The organism is Streptomyces sp. enrichment culture, assembly GCF_964272855.1.
GTDB lineage: Bacteria > Actinomycetota > Actinomycetes > Streptomycetales > Streptomycetaceae > Streptomyces.
In genome coordinates this window covers 4,974,455-4,995,112 of record NZ_OZ186847.1, presented here as the reverse complement: position 1 = coordinate 4,995,112, position 20,658 = coordinate 4,974,455, and the positions used below count along the sequence as shown (strand labels likewise).

Below are 20,658 nucleotides of genomic sequence, written 5' to 3'. Positions count from 1 at the left end.
TGTGCCGCGGGCGCGGCCCGGGACGGGACGGAAGTGACTTCGCCTCACGCCGCCCCGTCCCGGCGACCGCGAGAAGCCGCTACGACCCCAGCACCGACGTCAGGAACTCCCCGACCCAGGCCAGCAACTCCCGCCCGACCAGCGGCTTCCCGCCGACCTTCGCGGTCTTCGGCCGCGGCACCAGCACCTGGTGCGCCGCGGACTTGATGACCGTGCCCGGATACAGCCGCTTGAGCCGCAGCTCCTGCGACTCCCGCAACTCGACCGGCGCGAAGCGGATGTTGGTGCCCTGCAGGACGATCTCGCCGACACCGCACGCGCGGGCGAGCATCCGCAGCCCGGCCACCAGCAGCAGGTTCTCCACCGGCTCCGGCAGCTTGCCGTAGCGGTCGACGAGTTCCTCCCGTACGGCCTTGATGTCCTCCTCCGTGTTGGCGGAGGCGATGGCGCGGTACGCCTGGAGGCGCAGCCGCTCGCCCGGCGCGTAGTCGTGCGGGACGTGGGCGTCGACGGGCAGCTCGATCTTGACCTCGAGCGGTGCCTCCTCCTCGATCTCCCCGGTCTCCAGCTGCCGCCGGTAGTCGGCCACGGCCTCGCCGACCATGCGCACGTACAGGTCGAAGCCGACGCCCGCGATGTGACCGGACTGCTCGCCGCCGAGCAGGTTGCCCGCGCCGCGGATCTCCAGGTCCTTCATCGCCACGTACATGCCCGCGCCCATCTCGGTGTGCTGGGCGATGGTCGCCAGCCGCTCGTGCGCGGTCTCCGTCAGCGGCTTCTCCGGCGGGTACAGGAAGTACGCGTAGCCGCGCTCGCGGCCACGGCCGACCCGGCCGCGCAGCTGGTGCAGCTGGGAGAGACCGAAGGTGTCGCCGCGCTCCACGATCAGGGTGTTGGCGTTGGAGATGTCGATGCCGGACTCGACGATCGTCGTCGACACCAGCACGTCGAACTTCTTCTCCCAGAAGTCGACGACGACCTGCTCGAGCGCCGACTCCGACATCTGACCGTGCGCGGTGGCGATGCGCGCCTCGGGCACGATGTCCCGCAGCCGGGCCGCCGCGCGGTCGATCGACTCGACCCGGTTGTGGATGTAGAAGACCTGGCCCTCGCGCAGCAGCTCGCGGCGGATGGCCGCGCCGATCTGCTTCTCCTCGTACGGGCCGACGAAGGTGAGCACGGGGTGCCGCTCCTCCGGCGGGGTCGTGATCGTCGACATCTCGCGGATGCCGGTCACGGCCATCTCCAGGGTGCGCGGGATCGGCGTCGCCGACATCGTCAGCACGTCCACGTTGGCGCGCAGCTTCTTCAGCTGCTCCTTGTGCTCGACGCCGAAGCGCTGCTCCTCGTCGACGATGACCAGGCCGAGGTCCTTGAACTTGGTCTCGGAGGAGAACAGCCGGTGGGTGCCGATGACGACGTCCACCGAACCCTCGCGCAGTCCCTCCAGGACCGCCTTCGCCTCGGTGTCCGTCTGGAAGCGGGACAGCGCCTTCACGTTCACGGGGAACTGCGCGTACCGCTCGCTGAACGTGCCGAAGTGCTGCTGCACCAGCAGCGTCGTCGGCACGAGCACCGCGACCTGCTTGCCGTCCTGGACGGCCTTGAAGGCGGCGCGGACGGCGATCTCCGTCTTGCCGTAGCCGACGTCGCCGCAGATCAGGCGGTCCATGGGGACCGACTTCTCCATGTCCTCCTTGACCTCGGCGATGGTGGTGAGCTGGTCGGGGGTCTCCGCGTAGGGGAAGGCGTCCTCCAACTCGCGCTGCCACGGCGTGTCCGGCGCGAAGGTGTGGCCGGGGGCGGCCATGCGGGCGCTGTAGAGCTTGATCAGGTCGGCGGCGATCTCCTTGACCGCCTTCTTGGCGCGCGCCTTGGTCTTGGTCCAGTCGGCGCCGCCCAGCCGGTGCAGGGTGGGGGCCTCGCCGCCGACGTACTTGGTGATCTGCTCCAGCTGGTCGGTCGGGATGTACAGCCGGTCGCCGGGCTGGCCGCGCTTGGCGGGGGCGTACTCCACCACCAGGTACTCGCGGGTGGCGCCCTGCACGGTGCGCTGCACCATCTCGATGTACCGGCCGACGCCGTGCTGCTCGTGGACGATGTAGTCGCCCGGCTCCAGGGTGAGCGGGTCGATCGTCTTGCGGCGCCGCGCGGGCATGCGGGCGCCGTCCCGGCCGGCCGCCTTCTGCCCGGACAGGTCGGTCTCGGTGAGCACGGCCAGCTTGAGCGCCGGGTCGACGAAGCCGTTGTCGATCGAGCCGCATGCCACGTGCACGACCGACGGGGAGATCTCACCGAGGTCGGTCTCCAGCCGGGCCGCGATGCCCTCGCCGCCCAGCACCTCGGCGGTCCGCGCGGCGGGGCCGTGGCCCTCGGTGACGTAGACGGTGCGCCAGCCGTCGGCGAGCCAGCCCTTGGTGTCGGCGAGGGCCCTGGCGGTGTCCCCGCGGTAGGTCTCCGGGGCGTGCATGCCGAGCTTGAGGGTGTCGGCGTCCTCCAGGGCGTCGTCCGCGGCGAACGGCGACACCGACCACCACATCATGTCCAGCTCGCGCGCGCGGTCGCGGACGTCGGCGATGGACCACAGGGAGGCCGCGCCGACGTCGATGGGGGCCTCGCCGCCGCCGGCGGTGGCCGCCCAGGAGGCCTGGAGGAACTCCTGGGAGGTGGCGACGAGGTCCGACGCGCGCGTGCGGACCCGCTCCGGGTCGCAGACGACGGCCATGGCGCCCTCGGGCAGCACGTCGATCAGCAGCTCCATGTCGTCGACGAGGACCGGGGCCAGCGACTCCATGCCCTCGACGGCGATGCCCTCGGCGATCTTGCCGAGGAGTTCGCCCAGCTCGGGGTGCTGCTCGGCGAGAGCGGCGGCCCGCTCCCGCACCTGGTCCGTCAGCAGCAGCTCGCGGCACGGCGGCGCCCACAGGCCGTGCTCGGCGACCTCCAGGGAGCGCTGGTCGGCGACCTTGAAGTAGCGGATCTCCTCGACGTCGTCGCCCCAGAACTCGATGCGCAGGGGGTGTTCCTCGGTGGGCGGGAACACGTCGAGGATGCCGCCGCGCACGGCGAACTCGCCGCGCTTCTCGACCAGCTCCACGCGCGCGTACGCGGCGGCGGCGAGGGCTTCCACGACGTCGTTCAGGTCGGCAGTCTGCCCCGTCCTCAGGGCCACCGGCTCCAGGTCGCCGAGGCCCTTGACCTGCGGCTGCAGCACGGACCGCACGGGCGCGACGACGACGGACACCGGGCCGGTCTCCGGGTCGTCGGGGCTGGGGTGGGCCAGGCGGCGCAGCACCGCGAGGCGGCGGCCGACGGTGTCGCTGCGCGGGGAGAGCCGCTCGTGCGGCAGGGTCTCCCAGGAGGGGTACTCCGCCACGCCGTCGGGCGGCAGCAGCGTGCGCAGGGCCGCGGCCAGGTCCTCGGCCTCGCGGCCGGTGGCCGTGACCGCGAGCACGGGGCGGCCGGACTCGCGGGCCAGGGCGGCGATCGCGAAGGGGCGGGCCGCCGGGGGGCCGACCAGGTCGACGTGCATCCGGTTGCCGTCCGCGGCAGCCTTGATCGCTTCGGCTAGGGCGGCGTCCTTGACGACGGCGTCGAGCAGACCGTGCAGGCTCATGGATGGGCTTTCCGTCCGGTGATGGGCAACGCGAATGGCCCGACGCGTGATACGGCCGGGGGGTCTCCAGCGTACGACGGTGCGGCGACCGCCGCGGGGCCTGTGGACAACGCGCTCCCCTGTGGACGGCGCCGCCGCCCGAACGAGGCCCGCCGCACGCACGCCCTCCCCGGCCACCCCCGGTGCCCTGGAACATCCGCACGACGAAACACCCGGTGCCGGAGAGCGACCGCTCCCCGGCACCGGGCTCCGCCCCGCGACCCCCGTACGCGAGGGCTAGTCGGTGGCGATGGCGTTCAGGACGTTCATCCGGCCCGCGCGGAACGCCGGGACCAGCGCGGCGAACAGGCCCACGAAGGCCGAGCCGAGGAACACCCCGCCGATCGTCGGCCACGGGATGTCGAGGACCTTCAGGCCCTCCAGGGCGAGCAGCTGCTGGGCGGTGGCGCCCCAGCCCATCCCCAGCCCGAGACCGAGCAGCGCGCCGAACAGGGCGATCACGACCGACTCCAGGCGGATCATCCGGCGCAGCTGGCGGCGGGAGAGGCCGATGGCCCGCATCAGGCCGATCTCCCGGGTCCGCTCGACCACCGACAGCGCCAGGGTGTTCACCACGCCCAGGATCGCGACGATGATCGCGAGGCCCAGCAGGCCGTAGATCATGTTCAGGAGCTGCCCGATCTGGTCCTGCAGCGCCTCCTTGTAGTCCGTCTGGTCGCGGACGGTGTACTGCGGGTAGTCGTCCAGCGCGGTCTTCAGGGCCGCGTAGGCGGCGTCCTCCTGTCCGTCCTTCGCCGAGGCGAAGACGAGCGAGTCGAGCGGCATCCGGTCGGCCGGGATGTGCTTGGCGGCCGTGGCGATCGACGCGTACATCGCGCCCTTGTCGATCACCACGTCGTCACTGGTGATCGCGCGGACCGTGAGGGCCGCCGTGCCGCCGTCTCTGAAGTCGACCTCGACCTTGGAGCCGACCTTGAGCCCGTGCTCCTTCGCGAAGCCCTCGAAGACGGACATCGAGTCGGGCCGGTAGGCGTCGGCGAGGCTGCCGGCGACCGTCTCGGTGCGCAGGTCCTCGGCGTACGACGCGTCGGCCGCGTTGATCGTCTCGCCCTTGGACGTCTTCCCGTCGGGCGTGGTCAGTGTGACGTCGAGCAGCTTGTACTCGGTGACCCGCTCCAGCCCCCGGGTGTCCTTCACCGCCTGCACGGCCTGCGGCGTGATCAGCTGGCCCTGGTCGTTCTGGACGATGAAGTCGGTGCCGACGGTCTTGTCGAGCTGGTCGGTGGCGGAGGCCACCATGGAGGAGCCGACCACCGACAGGCACGCCACCAGCGCGAGCCCGATCATCAGCGCGGCCCCCGTGGCGCCGGTCCGGCGCGGGTTGCGCAGGGCGTTGCGTTCGGCCATGCGCCCGACCGGGCCGAAGGCCCGCAGCAGGACGACGCTCAGCACCCGCACGACACCACTGGCGAGCAGCGGTCCGACGACCACGAACCCGATCAGCGAGGCCACCACGCCGACGCCGAGCCACAGCGACCCGTCGCTCGCCTTGTCGGCGGAGCCCGCCAGGTAGAGGGCGTAGCCGCCCGCGCCGGTCAGCAGCAGGCCGATCACGGCCCGTACGGCACCGGCCCTGGCGTCGGCCGGGGCGCCCGCGTCGCGCAGCGCGGCCATCGGGGAGACCTTGCCCGCGCGGCGGGCCGGGAGGTAGGCGGCGAGGATCGTGACGACGACGCCGAGGACCAGGCCGAGCGCGGGGGTCGTCCAGGCGATCGTCAGGTCGTCGGTGGACAGTTCCATGCCCATCTGGCCCATGAGCTTCATGAGCCCGATCGCCAGTCCCACGCCGGCGGCGACGCCGAGCACCGAGCCGACCACGCCGAGCAGCAGTGCCTCGACCAGCACGGACCGGTTGACCTGCTTGCGGCTGGAGCCGATGGCCCGCATCAGGCCGATCTCGCGGGTGCGCTGGGCGACCAGCATGGAGAAGGTGTTGATGATCAGGAAGATGCCGACGAGGAAGGCGATCCCGGCGAAGCCGAGCATCGCGTACTTCATGACGCCCATGAAGTCGCCGACCTGCTCGGCGTTGGCGTCGGCGACCTCCTTGGCCGTCTGCACCTTGTAGCCGCCGTCGAGCGCGGCCGTGACGTTCTTCTTCAGCTGTGCGTCGGTGACACCGCTCGCGGCGGTGACGTTGACGTTGGTGTAGACGCCGCTCTCGCCGACGAGGGTCTGCTGGGCGGTCTCGGTGTCCAGGTAGAAGAGCGCGGCACCGGGGTTGGTGACGCTGAAGTCGGCGATGCCGGAGATCTTCGCGTGGTGCGTGCCGACGGCCGTGATGACGCCGATCTCGTCACCGAGCCTCAGGCCGTGCCTGTCGGCGGTGTCCGCGTCGACCATGATCTGGTCGGCGCCCTCGGGGGCCGCGCCGGAGGTGATCTCCATGGTGCGGGCGTCGTTGGTGTTCCAGTTGCCGACGATGGTCGGCGCCCCGCTGGACGGCGAAAGGCTGTCCTTGCCGCCGTCGACGACGGTCACCGAGGTCGAGAAGACGGTCCCCTCCGCCGACTTCACGCCCTGCGCGCCCCGTACGTCGTCGAGGACGGAGGCGGGCATCACGGGCGGCTTGCCGGTCCGGGAGGTGGTCTCGCCGGTGTCCGAGGAGCTCTTGGCGCTGACCGTGACGTCGGAGGCGGTGGCGGCGAACAGCTTGTCGAACGTGGTGTTCATGGTGTCCGTGAACACCAGCGTGCCGCACACGAACGCCACGGACAGCAGCACCGCCACGGCCGACAGCGCCATACGGCCCTTGTGCGCGAAGAAGTTGCGCATCGAGGTCTTCAGCACGGTCATGACGTACGCCCCCGGGCGTCGAAGTCCTTCATGCGGTCCAGGACCTGCTCGGCGGTGGGGTTGTACATCTCGTCGACGATCCGGCCGTCGGCGAGGTAGAGCACGCGGTCGGCGTACGAGGCGGCCACCGGGTCGTGCGTGACCATCACGATGGTCTGGCCCAGGTCGTCCACCGAGCGGCGCAGGAAGCCGAGGACTTCGGCGCCCGCGCGGGAGTCGAGGTTTCCGGTCGGCTCGTCACCGAAGATGATCTCGGGCCGCGCGGCCAGCGCCCGGGCCACGGCCACGCGCTGCTGCTGACCGCCGGACAGCTGGGTCGGCCGGTGCTTGAGCCGCCCGGCGAGGCCGACGGTGTCCACCACCCGCGCGAGCCACTCCTTGTCGGGCTTGCGGCCGGCGATGTCCATGGGGAGCGTGATGTTCTCGATCGCGTTCAGCGTCGGCAGCAGGTTGAACGCCTGGAAGATGAACCCGATCCGGTCCCGCCGCAACTGGGTGAGCTTCTTGTCCTTCAGACCGGTGATCTCGGTCTCGTCCAGGTGGATCTGACCGGCCGTCACGGTGTCGAGGCCGGCGAGGCAGTGCATCAGGGTGGACTTGCCGGACCCCGAGGGGCCCATGATCGCAGTGAACTGGCCCCGGGCGATGTCCACGTCGACATGGTCGAGGGCGACGACGCGGGTCTCCCCGGACCCATAGGCCTTGACGACCTGCCGCGCCCGCGCGGCAACGGCCGTACGCCCTCCAGTGCCCCCGTGCCTGGGAATGGTCACAGCCGATGTCACGGTATGTCTCCTATGTCGGTCAACTAGTGGTTCGCACCGAGCCGGTGGGACTCGTACGAAGTGGTTACGCGGATGAGTCTCGCGGCAGGAGGGGGTCCGGATCGATGGTGCTCAGCCCCGTCCTCTACGGGGGAAAACCCCACCCCCGAAGCTGCGGTACGCCGGTACCGACGGCGCCCTCAGCGGCGTAAAGCCAGGTTAAGGACGGTCCCGCCCCTCCTCGTCCTCCGCTGGGACGAAGCCTCCCCGAACAGTTCCATGGAGGAACCCCTAGGGGCTCTCCCCCGGCAGACGGACTCCGCCTCGGGGTCGTCGTCCATCCTTCGGACCACCCACCCTGCGCTCTCCCGCTACGTCAGGCGCAAGTGCCAAGCTGTCCTCCGGCAGATAGGTGCAAGGGGAAGGAATCCCGTGGGCCAGGGAAACACCGAGCCGGTGAGCCAGGGCGGCACCGGCACGCGCGAGGCCGCCGCCGGCCGGTCGCGGGGCACGCGCGGACGCGGCGCGGTCGTCGCCGCGCTGATGCTCTCCATGGCGCTCGCCGCGCTGGACTCCACCGTCGTCTCCACCGCCGTCCCGCAGATCGTCGGCGACCTCGGCGGCTTCTCCGTCTTCTCCTGGCTGTTCTCCGGGTACCTGCTCGCCGTCACCGTCACCCTGCCGGTCTACGGCAAGCTGTCCGACACCTTCGGCCGCAAGCCCGTGCTGATCGTCGGCGCGTCCGTCTTCCTGCTGGGTTCCCTGCTGTGCGCGCTCGCCTGGAGCATGGCCGCGCTCATCGCCTTCCGCGTCGTGCAGGGCCTGGGCGGCGGCGCCCTCCAGGGCACGGTGCAGACCCTCGCCGCCGACCTGTACCCGCTGGAGGAACGCCCGAAGATCCAGTCCAAGCTGTCCACCGTGTGGGCGGTGTCCGCGGTCGCGGGCCCCGGCGTGGGCGGACTGCTCGCCACCTACGCCGACTGGCGGTGGATCTTCCTCGTCAACCTGCCCGTCGGCGGACTCGCGCTCTGGCTGATCGTCCGCCACCTGCACGAGCCCGTACGGGAGAACGGGGCTCCACGCGCGCGTGTCGACTGGGCGGGCGCCCTCGCGGTGTTCGCCTGCGGCGGGGTGCTGCTCACCGCGCTGGTGCAGGGCGGGGTCGCCTGGCCGTGGCTGTCGGCGCCGTCGCTGGCGCTGCTGGGCACCGGCCTGGCGCTGCTGGTGGTCGTGGTGCTGGTGGAGCGCCGGGCGGCCGAGCCGATCATCCCCGGGTGGGTGTGGCGGCGCCGTACGATCGCCGCCGTCAACCTGGCTCTGGGCGCCCTGGGCCTGCTGATGGTGGCCCCCACGGTGTTCCTCCCGATGTACGCCCAGTCGGTGCTCGGCCTCGCCCCCGTCGCCGCCGGCTTCGTGCTCTCCGTGTGGACGCTCAGCTGGCCGGTGTCGGCGGCGTTCAGCCAGCACGTGTACCGCCGGATCGGCTTCCGCAACACGGCCATGCTGGGCATCGGCACGGCCGCGCTGTTCCTGTTCGCGTTCCCGTTCCTGCCGTACCCGGGCGAGGCCTGGCAGCCCACGCTGCTGATGCTGCTCCTGGGTGCCGCCCTGGGCCTGTTCCAGCTGCCGCTGATCGTCGGCGTCCAGTCGACGGTCGGCTGGGCGGAACGCGGCACCACCACCGCGTCGGTGCTGTTCTGCCGCCAGACCGGCCAGACGATCGGCGCCGCCGTCTTCGGCGCCATCGCCAACGGGGTGCTCGCCGCGCGGCTGGGCGGCGTCGGCGACCTCGACTCCGTCGCCCGCGGGCTGGACACCGGCGCCGCGTCGGAGACGACCAGGCGGGCGATCGCGGACGCGGTGCACGCCGTGTACCTGGGCGCGGCGGGCGCGGCGGCGCTCGCGTTCCTGGTGCTGCTGGTGCTGGCACCGCGCCGGTTCCCCGTCCTCGCGGAGAACTGAGGAGGACCGAGGCACCACGAAAAGCAGAGGCCCCGGGGTGACGCGCGGTCATACTCTGGGCGGATGGTGACCTTGGAGCGGCTGCGGGCCGACCACGCGGACGGGCTGCTGGCCTTCGAGCGCGAGAACCGGCGGTACTTCGCCCGCACGATTCCCGATCGCGGGGACGCCTACTTCGCCGAGTTCCCCGACCGGCACCGCGCGCTGCTCGCCGAACAGGACGCCGGGGTGTGCCACTTCCACGTCGTGCTGGACGAGGACGGCCACCTGGTCGGCCGGATCAACCTCGTCGACGTCGAGGACGGCTCGGCCGAACTCGGCTACCGCGTGGGGGAACGCGCCGCGGGCCGGGGCGTCGCCACGGCGGCGGTCCGGCTGGTGTGCCGGACGGCCGCCGCGACGTACGGACTGCGCGCGCTCACGGCGGTCACCACGCTGGACAACGCCGCCTCCAGGACCGTACTCGAACGCAACGGCTTCACCGTGGTGGGGAATCCGAGCGTCGACGGCCGCCCCGGAATCCGCTACCGGCGCGAACCCCTGCTCTAGGATCCGCCGTCATGGGGTGGGAGAGGCAGGTCGTGCTCAAGGGGCGTGGGGGCACTTTCCGGCTGGAGGGCGGGACGGTGCGGGTGGTGCGCGGGCGCGGGGTCGTGGAGATACCGCTGCGGGCCGTCGAGGCCGTCGAGCAGGGCGAGGACGAGCGGTCCGTCGGGCTGCGGATCAGCGGCGGCGGGCCCGGCGCGGCGTTCACCGTGCGCAGCGGCAACACGTCCGCGGTGCGGGCGTTCACCGAGGCGCTGGAGCGGGCACTGGCCGGGGTCACGCCGGTGGCGGACGGGCAGGCGCTGATCACCGCCCGCACGCGCCCGGTCGAACCGCCGCGACTGTCCACGCGCGCGTCCCGCGTGACGGCGCTGGTGGCGGGCTGGCTGACGGTGATCGTGGTGGCGGCGGTCACCGCGCGGGAGCCCGCCCAGCGGGCCCTCGTCCTCACCGCCGCGTTCACCGCCCCTCTCGGGTCCGGGCTGCTGGCCGTGGCATGGCGGTTCTTCCTGCGCGACCCGTGGATCCTGCGGCGGCGCGGGGTGACCGTGCCGGGCGAGATCGTCGACTACATCACCTCCCGCAAGCAGCAGGCCAAGTACCCCGTCTACCGGTTCACCACGGTCACCGGTGTGACCAGGACCCAGGAGTCCTCGGTGAGCGTGCTGACCCGCCGCGCGAATCCTCGGGTCGACGTCACCTACGACCCGCAGGACCCGGCACGGGTGCGCGGCGGACGCGCGATCGCGCACCTGGGCGCCGGTCTCTTCCTCGGCGTGCTCGGCACGGGTGCCGTTCTGGGGGCCCTCATGGCGCTCATCTCGTGGTGAACGGACACAGCAAGCGCATACCGACCACTCAGTTTGTCGAAACCGTCGCGCACTCCCGGTGCGCCGAGTAGCGTGCGTCCCCGCACCACGCCCCCGCTCACCCCCCACTCCCTGCGGTCCGCCCCGCACCCCAGCCACGCAAGGAGCACCGGGATGTCCTCCGACCCATTCCCACCGCCGTACCCGCACCGCTCGGGCGGCGCCTCGCCCGCGTACCCCACGTATCCCTGGCAGCCGGTCGCTCCGCAGCCCGAGCCCGCCGGCCCGCGCCGGCAGTTGCGCGCCCCCCTCGGCCACCACAGCGACCTGCGCGTCCTGCGCAGCGCCTACCGCTGGCAGCGGCGCGTGGCCACCCTCACGGCTCTCGGGTACTTCACCCTGTTCCTGATCCTGTCGGCGTACGCACCGTCGTTCATGACCTCCGACGTCACCGACGGACTGCCCGTCGGACTGCTGCTGGCACTCGTCCAACTGCCCGTCACCTGGCTGGCGATCGCCCTGTACGAGCACACCGCGCGGCGCTACGTCGACCCGCTCGCCGACCGCATCCGCAAGCAGTCCGAGCTGGACGCCAGACGGCGGGTCGCGCGATGACCGGCCTCAGCGGATCCGCGCAGACCATGACCCTGGTGGCGTTCACCGCCATCGCCACCATCACCCTGCTGCTGTGCGTGATGACCGGCCCGGACCGGGACGACCTCGACGAGTTCTACACCGGCTACGGCTCCCTGTCGCCGATGCGCAACGGCCTGGCCATCGCGGGCGACTACATCTCCGCCGCGACCGTGCTGGGCACCTGCGGGGTCATCGCGCTGTACGGCCACGACGGCATCGTCCTGGCACTGAGCACGGCCCTGTCGCTGATGCTGCTGATGTTCCTGCTCGCCGAACCCCTGCGCAACGCGGGCCGGTTCACGATGGGCGACGCCTTCGCCCGCCGTATGCCCGGCCGGGCCGTGCGCGTCACCGCCTGCCTGGTGACGCTCGCCGCGCTGCTGCCGCTGATGCTGGTGCAGCTCGCGGGCACCGGACAGCTGGTGGCGTTCATCCTTGGCTTCTCCGGCGACGAGGTGAAGACGGCCTGCGTCATCGGCCTGGGCGTCCTGATGATCTCCTACGCGGCGATCGGCGGCATGAAGGGCACCGCCCTCATCCAGATCCTGAAGATCGTGATCCTGCTCGGCTCGGGCGGCGCGGTCGCCGTGCTCGTCCTGAACAGGTTCGACTGGGACCCGACCGCCCTGTTCGACGCGGCGGCGGCACGCAGCGGAGTCGGCCCCGCCTTCCTCAACTCGGGACTGGAGTTCGCCGACGGCCCCCACCCGCGCCTCGACATGATCAGCGCCCAGCTGTGCGTGGTCCTCGGCGGGGCGTGCCTGCCGCACGTCACCATGCGCATGTACACCGCCTCCAGCGCCCCCCAGGTGCGGCGGTCGATGTCCTGGGCGGTGTCGATCGTGGCCGTGTTCGTGCTGGTCATCACGGTCGTCGGAATGGGCGCGACGGCCCTGGTCGGACGCGAGGCGATCGCGCTGGCCGACCCGCAGGGCAACTCCGCCTACCTGCTGGGCTCCCGGGCGGCGCTCGGGCCCGAGGTGACCACCGCGGAGACGCTGCTGTTCACGACCGTCGCGACGGCCGTGTTCCTGACGGTCCTCGCCTCCGTCGCCGGCATGATCCTCGCCTGCGCGAACTCCCTGGCCCACGACGTGTTCGCGGCCCGCGTGCAGGAGATGTCGGCGCGCCGCGAGATGACGCTCGCCCGGCTGTCCGCGCTGGCGGTCGGCGTCCCGGCGATCCTGCTCGCGACGCTGGTCCAGCACCGCAGCCTGCAACCGCTGGTGACGCTCTCCTTCAGCCTCGGCGCCTCCGCCATCGCCCCGGCCCTCGTGTACAGCCTCTTCTGGCGCCGCTACACCCGCACCGGTCTGCTCGCCACCCTCATCGGCGGCACCCTCGCGGTCCTCGCCCTCACCCCCGGCACCAGCCTGGTCTCCGGCTCCCCCGTCGCCGCCTTCCCCGAGGCCGACTTCACCTACTTCCCCTTCACCACGACCGGCCTCGTCTCCGTCCCCCTCGGCTTCGCCTTCGGCTGGCTGGGCACGGTGCTCTCCGGCCGGCGCAAGGCGGAGGAACAGCGACGGCAGTACGAGGCGGTGGAGGGGTGGATCCTGGCGGGCGCCGTGCGAAGGAGCGAATGACGACGCGGACGGGGACGCGAGCGGAACTCACTCTGCCGGAGCGCGCCCGCCCGTGAGCGCCGCCAGGCTGCTGCGCACCTGGTCGATGTGCGCCTGTACGTCGTCCCAGCGCTCCCCGTGCTCCCGCAGCACCCGCTCGGTCTCCCGCGCGATGCTCTCCTCCCGCAGGCGCGCGTCGGCGACGATCTCGGCGGCACGCGCGTGTGCCTCCTCCTGCCGGCTCCGGACGGACCGCTCGGCGTCGGCGAAGGCCTCCTTGGCCTCGCTCAGCGCGGCCTCCGCGCGTGCGACCAGTTCGGCGTGGCAGGCGTCCACCGCGGCGGCGCTCTGCGCGGCCTCACGCTCGGCGGCCGCCCACCGATCGGCGAACTCCCTCTCCTGGTCCGCGAGGAGCCCGGCGGTCCGCCGGCGCATCTCACGCAGGGCGGCGACCGCCTCCGTACGGCTCTCCTTGACCTCGCGCCGGGCCGCGACACGGATCTCGTCGGCCTCGGCGCGCGCCGCGAGCAGCCGGTGCCGGGCGCGGTCCTCGGCTTCCGCGCGGAGCACCTCGGCGTCGTCCTGCGCCTTCTGACGCAGGTTCAGGGCGTCCTCCTCCGCCCGCGCGACCCGCTCGTGCGCCTCGCGCCGCGCCCGCTCACGCACGGCCGCCGCCTCCTCCATCCCGAGGTGGAACAGCCGCCTCGCCCGCTCCCCCAGCGCCTCGTACGTCTGCGGCGCCAACTGGGCGACGGTCTCCCGCATCAGGTCCGCCTCCGCCTGCATCTCCTTGGCGAGCACGGTGAGCCGGGCGGCCCGCTCCCAGGCGGCGTCACGGTCCAGGCAGAGCGCCGTGGCGAACGCGTCGACCTGCTCGGGGCGGTAACCGCGCCCCCGGACGGGCACGAACCCATGTGGTGACACCGATGCGCTGCTCATCCGGGACCCCTCTCCACCGACCACACGAAACGACGTACGAACGAACGATTTCCATTTACGTTTCGCGCACATCTTGATGGATCGGCAGGAAGTGCACATAACGCGACACTCCGCGCGCACCGTACCCACAAAAGGGCCTGGCCCGGTCGTCCACGACCGGGCCAGGCCCTTTCCCCGCGTTCCGTCAGAGGGAAGTCACAGCAGTCCGTCCCACATCTGCTCCAGCAGCACCGACCACCAGCTCTCCGGCGAGCCGAGCGCCGCCGGGTCGAGAGCGGCCAGCTGCGCCTGGAAATCGACCGTCCAGCGCCCCGCCTGCTCCTGGTTCAGCCCGAACCGCAGCCGCCACATCCGGCCCAGCAGCGCCAGGCAGCGCACGAACTCCGGCAGACCGGTGTTCACGAACTGCGGCGGCACCGGCACACCGCCCGGCCCGGCCTCCACCGGAACGGCGACGATGTTCGCCGTCCCGTACTGCACACAGATCGCCCTGCCGAAGTCGCTGCCCATCACCAGGTACGAACCCGCGTCCGGAGCGGGCTGCACACCACGCTCCTGCGCCAGCTCCGCCAGCGTCGGCACCGGGCGCCCCGGCTGGGCCTGCGCCCAGAAGAACGGCCCCATGTCCAGCGGCAGACCGGCCACCACCAGGGTGTGCGCCACGATCGGCGGCACCCCCTGCCGGGACACCGCGGCCTGCTCGAACCGGAAGATCCCCGGCCCGAACGCCCCCGCCAGCTCCTGCGCCACACCCTCCGGCGGAATCGGCGGCACCGGCTGCACCGGCGGCAGCGGCGCGCGCACCGGCGCCGGGCGCGCAGGACCGTCCGCGACCTGGTGCAGCTCGCCCTGGTGGGCCAGCAGCTGCTGCATGCCCTGCTGCCGGCTCGCGTGATCCGTGCCGTACGGCGCGATGCTCGTGATCCTCGCCTGCGGCCACTGCTCCCGGATCATCCGCGCGCAGTAGGCACCCGGCAGCTCGCACGACTCCAGCTCGGTGTGCAGCTCCAGCACCTGGTCCGGCGGCACGTTCATCGCCCGCAGCTCGTGGAAGATCTGCCACTCGGGGTGCGGGGTGCCCGGCGCGGAACGCCGGATCAGCTGCTGCTCCGAACCGTCCTGGGCGCGGTAGCGCAACACGGCCTGGTAGCCCGGTCCGACCGTCGGCTGCCCCTGCGGCGGATAGCCGTAGGCCGGGGGCTGCGCACCGGGGACGGGCTGTCCCGGCGCGGGCGGCATCGGCTGAGGGGCGCCCGGGACGCCGGGAGCGCCGGGGACACCGGGAGCCGGCGGCGGAGGCGCGCCCGGGCCGCCCACCGGAGGCGCGGCCAGCATGGTCTCGGCGTGGTGCACGGCACCCCGCGCCCCGGGCGTGCCCGGGGCGCCCGGAGGCTGCGGCGCGCCGGGGGACACGGGAGTGCGCGGGGCACCCGGAGCGCCGGGCGGCTGGGGTGCGCCCGGGACACCCGGAGGACCCGGAGGCTGCGGCGCGCCGGGCCCCATCTGCGACGGGTCGGCCAGCATCGTGGCGGCATGGTGGACACCGCCCGGAGGCGTGCCGGGGGCACCCGGCGGGTTCGGCGCGGCAGGAGGCTGCGGCCCGCCGGGGCCCTCAGGGCCGTCGGGACCGAGGGCCGACACCAGCTGGGTGGGCACGTAGGCACCGCCCGCCGGCGCACCCGGCGTACCAGGGGCACCGGGCGGCGGGGGCGTGCCGCCCGGACGTACGCCGGGCACCCCCGGTGCTCCCGGCGGAGGCGGCGGCGTCGCACCTCCGGCCCCGCCGCGACGCGGCGGCGGCGCCGCCTTGCTGGTGGCGGCGTCGGCGATGTCACCGGCGTTCGGCGCGTGCGGCTGGGCGCCGCCGGCCTGGGGGTAGCCGTAGGAGGGCGCGGGCGGCGGAGTGCTGCCCGGCGGAGCGGGAGGCGGGGTGCTTCCGTGCGGCGGCGTGTTGCCGTGCGGCGCGGGCGGCGGAGTGCTCCCGTGCGGCGCGGGGGGCGGCGTGCTGCCCGGCGGCACCGGAGGCGGAGTGCTTCCGTGCGGGGCGGGGGGCGGCGTGCTTCCGTGCGGCGGCGTGTTGCCGTGCGGCGCGGGCGGCACGGACGGAGGCGGCGGCGGCGTACCCGGCGCACCCTGCATCCCCGCACCCGGCGCACCGGGCACCCCAGGAGCGCCCGGCACCCCAGGAGCGCCCGGCGCACCCGGCGCGCCCGGCGCATCCGGCCCACCATGCGCCCCCGGTCCGCCACCCAGCGGGCCCTGCGCATGGGGATCCAGCGCCGGCGCGATCGCCGTGGGCGGAAGCTGGCTGCCCCCCGACATCAGCGCCGTCTTCGCGTCCGGCACCACCACCGGCGGCGGCGTCTCGTCGTCGGCGCCACTCAGCGGCGGTGCGAACACCGTCTCCGGCAGCGGCACCGAACGGTCCTCACCGGCGTCCGCGTTGGTGTCGGTCCCGGCCCAGGGAGTCGCCCCCGCGGGCGCACCCGGCACCACACCCGGCACGCCCGGCGCACCCGGCGCACCCGGCGCACCCGGCGCACCCGGCGTCGGCGCACCGGCCGGAATCCCGGCCTGCGTCTCCGGCAGCGCCGCCCGGGCGGCCGGAGCCACCGGGCCGGGCGCCACATCCGCGGGGCGGGCGTCCACAGGCGCGGCGTCCGCAGGCCCGGCGGGCACGGCGTCCGCGGGCACGGCGTCCGCAGGCACGGCACCCGCAGGCACCGCGTCCGCAGGCGCCGCATCCTCCGACGCCCCGTCACGACCAGCCCGCCGATCCGGAATGCCCAACTTGTCCGCTGCGTCCTGCAACCACTCCGGCGGAGTCAGCAAGAACGACGTCTGATTCAGATCGACCCGAGCCGCAGGCGCCGACACCGGTTCGCCGGCCGCCTCCTCACGCCCGTACTCCTCCTCGTACCGGCGGATCACCTCACCCACCGGCAGCGACGGCCACAACGTGGCCTCCCCGCTGTCCCGGGCGATCACCAGCCGCTGCGCGCCCCCGTCCGACCGCGGCCCGTCGGCGCGGTCCTCGGCCCACACCACGAACCCCAGCTCGAACTCCCGCACCCGCACCTCACGATGCTGGTACGACGGCACGTCACCGTTGACCCACTCCTCCGCGCGCTCCTGCGCCTGCGCGAACGTCACCATCGTCAGCTCACTCCCCCCACACCGGCACGGACCGCGCGAACCCGCCGTCCACCATCAGATTCGCCACCGTCTCCAGCTCCGGCGGACTGCCCGCGAGCCGGGACAGGAACACGTCGAAGTCGTCCCCGCAGGGCAGCAGCAGCCGCTCCACCCGCTCGGCGGGCGGCATCGCCGGATCCACGTCCCGCGCGTCGTCGTACGCGCAGAACCACACCGACCCGATCCGCTCACCCTTCACCTTCACCGCGAGCAGACCGCCCTGCACGAACCCGACACCCAGATAGTCCTTGGTCAGATGGTCCCGCAGACACTTGTTGACGTACACGAGGTCGTTGACCGCCGCCTCGTCCCGCACCGTGAAGAACGGCTGGTCGATCAGCAGCCCCAGCTCCGCGTCCAGCGCGGTCCCCACCGGCGCGCAGCCACCCGCGGCCTTCAGGAAGGAACGGTAGGCGCCAGGCAGCCGGTACCCCAGATCCTCCTCGACCCCCAGCACCTGCGCCTCACTCACCGCCACACCCGACTTCGGCAGCCCGAAGTGCGCCGGACGCGTCTCCTGCAACGGCCGCGTGCCCCGCTTGCCCTGGTCCACCGCCGCCGTCGCGATACCGCCGTGATGCCGCAGCAACGCCTTCACCTCGACCGGCACCAGCTCCAGCCGCCGCGTCCCCGCCACGTGATGCCACGTCCAGCCGTGCGGCGTCGCCACCGCCGGCACCGTGTCCCACAACTCGTGCCCCGTCGCCGACAGCGCCGCGTTCGCCGACACATAGTCCGTCAGCCGCAACTCGTCGACACCGAAGCCCTCCGGCGGATCCGCGATCTCCGCGGCCGCCCGCGCATAGGGCGAGAAGTCGGGGTAGCCGTGCTCGTCCACCCGCACCCCTCTCGGGTGACGGGCCGCCCGGACCGGATCCGGGAAATGCACGACCTGCCCGGCGTAGGCCGCGTTCGGCGGCGCGGCTTGCTGCCCGAGCCGACCTGTCGTCATGGCGGTTGCCCCCTGCGGCACTCTGTACGACCCGTAACGACCGACTCCGGCCACTACGCCCCGTATCGACTTCTCTGCTCCGGCGCACCCGTCGCTCCGGCACACCGAACCGCGCGCGGCGCGGTGCCGACAGCCTATGCGGTACGGCGAAACCGGTCACCGGCGCCGGTCACGGCACCCCACACCACCGGACGGACACCTTCCACACCCCGCCGGACCACCACCACACCCGCGACCACACCCGCACCCCACCCCCACCCAACCCCTGACACACCGTCACCACCACGTCACCACCACGTGACAACCCACCCCCGACCGTGCGTGTCGCGCCGCCCCAGCTTCCACACCAGCCAGGGCATTTGGCACTCTGTGTCCGCCGGGGGACACCTGGGAGGGGAAACACGACCATGAACGCGACGCAAACAGGACCGCACATCAGCGCCTCCGGCGACCCCCGCGTCGGCTGGAGCGCCACCGACGACCGCCAGGCCCCCACCCTGCGTCACCGCCGTGACGGCATACTCCCCACCGTCGCCGCCGCCCTTTCCGTACGCGGCGCCACCCTCACCGGCACCGCCGCCCGCGCCGACCAGCCCCCCGCCCTCCACCCCCTCGTCCAGGACTTCCTCGACACCCTCACCAGCGCCCAACGCGACCGGTTCACCGGCCGCTGCGCCGAAACCATCCTCATCTCACGCCACCTCGCCGCCGCCGACGCCGCCCGCAGCAAACGCGCCGCACGCAAACCCATGACCAACGGCGAAGCCCGCAAAGCACTCAAACAGGCCAAACTCACCGCCCGCCGCATCCGCGAGGCCGGCGACCCCCTGCACGGCAGCTTCGCCGCCCCCTGCCGCGCCTGCACCGCCCTCAGCGCCCACTTCGGCGTCCGCGTCGTCGACCCCACGGCAACCGACGACTGACCGGCGACGACCCCCGGAACGACACCGCACCACGAACGAGGGCAGATGCACGCCGACCGCACCTCCACCACCCGCTTCTCCGTCCCCGTCGACGCCGCCCTGCGCGCCGCCGGCTGGCAACCCGGACGCTGGGACATCAAACAAGCCGAGATCTGGGCCGACGCCCTCCGCGAACACACCTCACCCAACGGCCACCGGCACGCCGTCTTCCCCGCCGCCGTCGAAGCCTGGGCCGAGTTCGGCGGCCTCCACATCAACCCCACCGGCCCCGGCCGCCAGCTCGCCCCCGCCGCCCTCCACCTCGACCCCCTGCACGGCCTGCACATGGCCCGCACCCTCGGCGACCTCGGCCGCGCCCTCGGCACCGAGATCAGCCCCCTCGGCGCCGAAACCGACACCCAGGCCCTCCTCGCCATCGACACCGAAGGCCGCGTCTACGCCATCGACCACACCGGCGACTGGTACCTCGGCCCCGACATCGACCACGCCCTCACCACGCTCGTCGCAGGCCTCGAACCCGTACGCCTCACCGCCGGCTGACGCCCCAGCCACCCACCGGGACGCCCTACGACGCCGGTATCACCGCCGACACCCGAAAACCTCCCGCGTCCGTCGGCCCCGACACGAACACCCCGCCCAGACCCACGACCCGCTCCTTCATCCCCACCAGGCCATTGCCCCCCGACGGCAACCGCGCCGACGACGCCGACCCCACCTCCGGCGGCGGCTCGTTCTCCACCTGCATCGCGATCTCCGACACCCGATGCGCCAACCGCACATACGTCTTCGCCCCGGCCGCGTGCTTGTGAACGTTCGTCAACGCCTCCTGCACCACCCGGTACGCCGTTTGCTCCACCTCCGGCGCATACCCCCGCGCCTCCCCCTCCACCGACAGATCCACGACCATCCCCGCCGCCGCCGACTGCCCCACCAACTCGTCCAGCTCCGACAGACAGGGGCCCTCCCCCGTCTCGACAGCGGCCCGCGACGCCGCCGCGGCCGCCGCCGCACCCACCGCCGCCAACGGCACCGACGCCCGCTCACCGCGCCCCGCACCGTCACCGGTCCGCAGCACGCCCAGCATCTCCCGCAACTCCGTCAGTGCCTGCCGCCCCATGTCCCCCACCAGCGCGGCGTTCTTCACCGCCTTCTCCGGATCCTTCCGCGCCACCGCCTGCAGCGCCGCCGCATGCACCACCATCAGACTCACCCGATGCGCGACGACGTCATGCATCTCGCGCGCGATTCGCGTCCGCTCCTCGTTGCGCGCCCACTCGGCCCGCTCCTCCGCCCGCTCCGCGAGCAGCTGAAGCTCCCGCTCCAGACTGTCCGCCCGCTCCCGCAGACTCTCCATGAGCCGCCGCCGCGCACCCACGTACAACCCCAGCAGCAACGGCGGCGCCGTCACCCCCAGCGACGCCGTGATCGAGATGAACGGGACGAACCAGTCCCCGAAACTCAGCCCGATCTCCCCGTGCGTCATGTCCTGCCGCGCCCGCACGAACGTCACCACCAGCGTCCCCACCAGCGACATGCCCGCCAGCGCGGCGATGATCCGACGCGGCAGCTCCGACGCGGCCATCGTGTACAGGCCCACCACCGTCAGCAGCAGACCCATCTGCGCCGGCGAGATCGCGATCGACACCAGCACCACCGCGACCGGCCACATACGACGCAACAGCAGCGTCGAACCGGCCACCACCCCGAAGACGACCCCCGCCGCCGTCGGAATCCCCGCGTCCTGCGCGAAGGGATACCCCTCCACCCCGCACTCCAGCGCGGACACCAGCGCGAGGCTCCAGTCGAGCACCGCGCCACGCCGTCTCTCCCACCACCACGGCCCCGAACGGGCCTCCGTGTGGTCATCCCCCGTCGTGGTCATGTCTCCAGCCTAC

The 20,658-nt window shown here is 72.9% G+C and carries 14 protein-coding genes; 7 read left to right on the top strand and 7 right to left on the bottom strand.

Going from position 1 to position 20,658, the window contains the following annotated elements; translation table 11 throughout:
* Positions 1-79: 79 nt before the first annotated feature.
* From mfd to ACSU6L_RS21970, 3 genes are all read right to left on the bottom strand, one after another.
* A complete protein-coding gene (gene mfd / locus ACSU6L_RS21980; RefSeq protein WP_437059266.1) occupies positions 80-3,616 on the bottom strand; it encodes a transcription-repair coupling factor in 3,537 nt (1,178 codons plus the stop codon).
* 276 nt (positions 3,617-3,892) lie between these two features.
* Complete coding sequence (locus ACSU6L_RS21975) at positions 3,893-6,472, bottom strand: ABC transporter permease (RefSeq protein WP_437059264.1); 2,580 nt, start codon at positions 6,470-6,472, stop codon at positions 3,893-3,895.
* Complete coding sequence (locus ACSU6L_RS21970; protein WP_437059262.1) at positions 6,469-7,257, bottom strand: ABC transporter ATP-binding protein; 789 nt, start codon at positions 7,255-7,257, stop codon at positions 6,469-6,471. Before ACSU6L_RS21970 ends, ACSU6L_RS21975 begins: the two co-directional genes overlap by 4 nt.
* A 435-nt stretch (positions 7,258-7,692) precedes the next feature.
* Here ACSU6L_RS21970 and ACSU6L_RS21965 point away from each other — a divergent pair, with 435 nt between their 5' ends.
* The 5 genes from ACSU6L_RS21965 to ACSU6L_RS21945 all read left to right on the top strand — a co-directional run bounded on the left by ACSU6L_RS21965 (position 7,693) and on the right by ACSU6L_RS21945 (position 12,775).
* Complete coding sequence (locus ACSU6L_RS21965; protein WP_437065002.1) at positions 7,693-9,198, top strand: MFS transporter; 1,506 nt, start codon at positions 7,693-7,695, stop codon at positions 9,196-9,198.
* Positions 9,199-9,261: 63 nt separating this feature from the next.
* Positions 9,262-9,747 (top strand): GNAT family N-acetyltransferase, encoded by a 486-nt coding sequence (locus tag ACSU6L_RS21960; protein ID WP_437059260.1) that lies wholly within the window; start codon positions 9,262-9,264, stop codon positions 9,745-9,747.
* Positions 9,748-9,758: 11 nt separating this feature from the next.
* Positions 9,759-10,574: a DUF3592 domain-containing protein gene (locus tag ACSU6L_RS21955; RefSeq protein ID WP_437059258.1), complete on the top strand. Its 816-nt coding sequence runs from the start codon at positions 9,759-9,761 to the stop codon at positions 10,572-10,574.
* A gap of 153 nt (positions 10,575-10,727) precedes the next feature.
* Complete coding sequence (locus tag ACSU6L_RS21950) at positions 10,728-11,168, top strand: DUF485 domain-containing protein (protein ID WP_437059256.1); 441 nt, start codon at positions 10,728-10,730, stop codon at positions 11,166-11,168.
* Positions 11,165-12,775 carry a cation acetate symporter gene (locus ACSU6L_RS21945; RefSeq protein WP_437059254.1) on the top strand — a complete coding sequence of 537 codons (1,611 nt, stop codon included), beginning with the start codon at positions 11,165-11,167 and terminating at the stop codon, positions 12,773-12,775. The genes ACSU6L_RS21950 and ACSU6L_RS21945 overlap by 4 nt, the downstream gene beginning before the upstream one ends.
* A gap of 27 nt (positions 12,776-12,802) precedes the next feature.
* Here the strand turns inward: ACSU6L_RS21945 and ACSU6L_RS21940 are convergent, their stop codons facing one another.
* The 3 genes from ACSU6L_RS21940 to ACSU6L_RS21930 all read right to left on the bottom strand — a co-directional run bounded on the left by ACSU6L_RS21940 (position 12,803) and on the right by ACSU6L_RS21930 (position 17,840).
* Positions 12,803-13,693 carry a cellulose-binding protein gene (locus tag ACSU6L_RS21940; RefSeq protein ID WP_437059252.1) on the bottom strand — a complete coding sequence of 297 codons (891 nt, stop codon included), beginning with the start codon at positions 13,691-13,693 and terminating at the stop codon, positions 12,803-12,805.
* 195 nt (positions 13,694-13,888) lie between these two features.
* Positions 13,889-16,849: an SUKH-4 family immunity protein gene (locus tag ACSU6L_RS21935; RefSeq protein WP_437059250.1), complete on the bottom strand. Its 2,961-nt coding sequence runs from the start codon at positions 16,847-16,849 to the stop codon at positions 13,889-13,891.
* Positions 16,850-16,856: 7 nt separating this feature from the next.
* The gene (locus ACSU6L_RS21930) at positions 16,857-17,840 is read right to left on the bottom strand and encodes an SMI1/KNR4 family protein (RefSeq protein ID WP_437059249.1); all 984 of its coding nucleotides are present in this window, start codon (positions 17,838-17,840) and stop codon (positions 16,857-16,859) included.
* A gap of 407 nt (positions 17,841-18,247) precedes the next feature.
* Here ACSU6L_RS21930 and ACSU6L_RS21925 point away from each other — a divergent pair, with 407 nt between their 5' ends.
* The gene (locus ACSU6L_RS21925) at positions 18,248-18,763 is read left to right on the top strand and encodes a YwqJ-related putative deaminase (protein WP_437059247.1); all 516 of its coding nucleotides are present in this window, start codon (positions 18,248-18,250) and stop codon (positions 18,761-18,763) included.
* Positions 18,764-18,808: 45 nt separating this feature from the next.
* Positions 18,809-19,303, top strand: coding sequence for an SUKH-3 domain-containing protein (locus tag ACSU6L_RS21920; protein WP_437059245.1), 495 nt, complete (start codon positions 18,809-18,811; stop codon positions 19,301-19,303).
* A gap of 25 nt (positions 19,304-19,328) precedes the next feature.
* Here the strand turns inward: ACSU6L_RS21920 and ACSU6L_RS21915 are convergent, their stop codons facing one another.
* Positions 19,329-20,645 (bottom strand): histidine kinase, encoded by a 1,317-nt coding sequence (locus tag ACSU6L_RS21915; RefSeq protein WP_437059243.1) that lies wholly within the window; start codon positions 20,643-20,645, stop codon positions 19,329-19,331.
* Positions 20,646-20,658 lie beyond the last annotated feature (13 nt).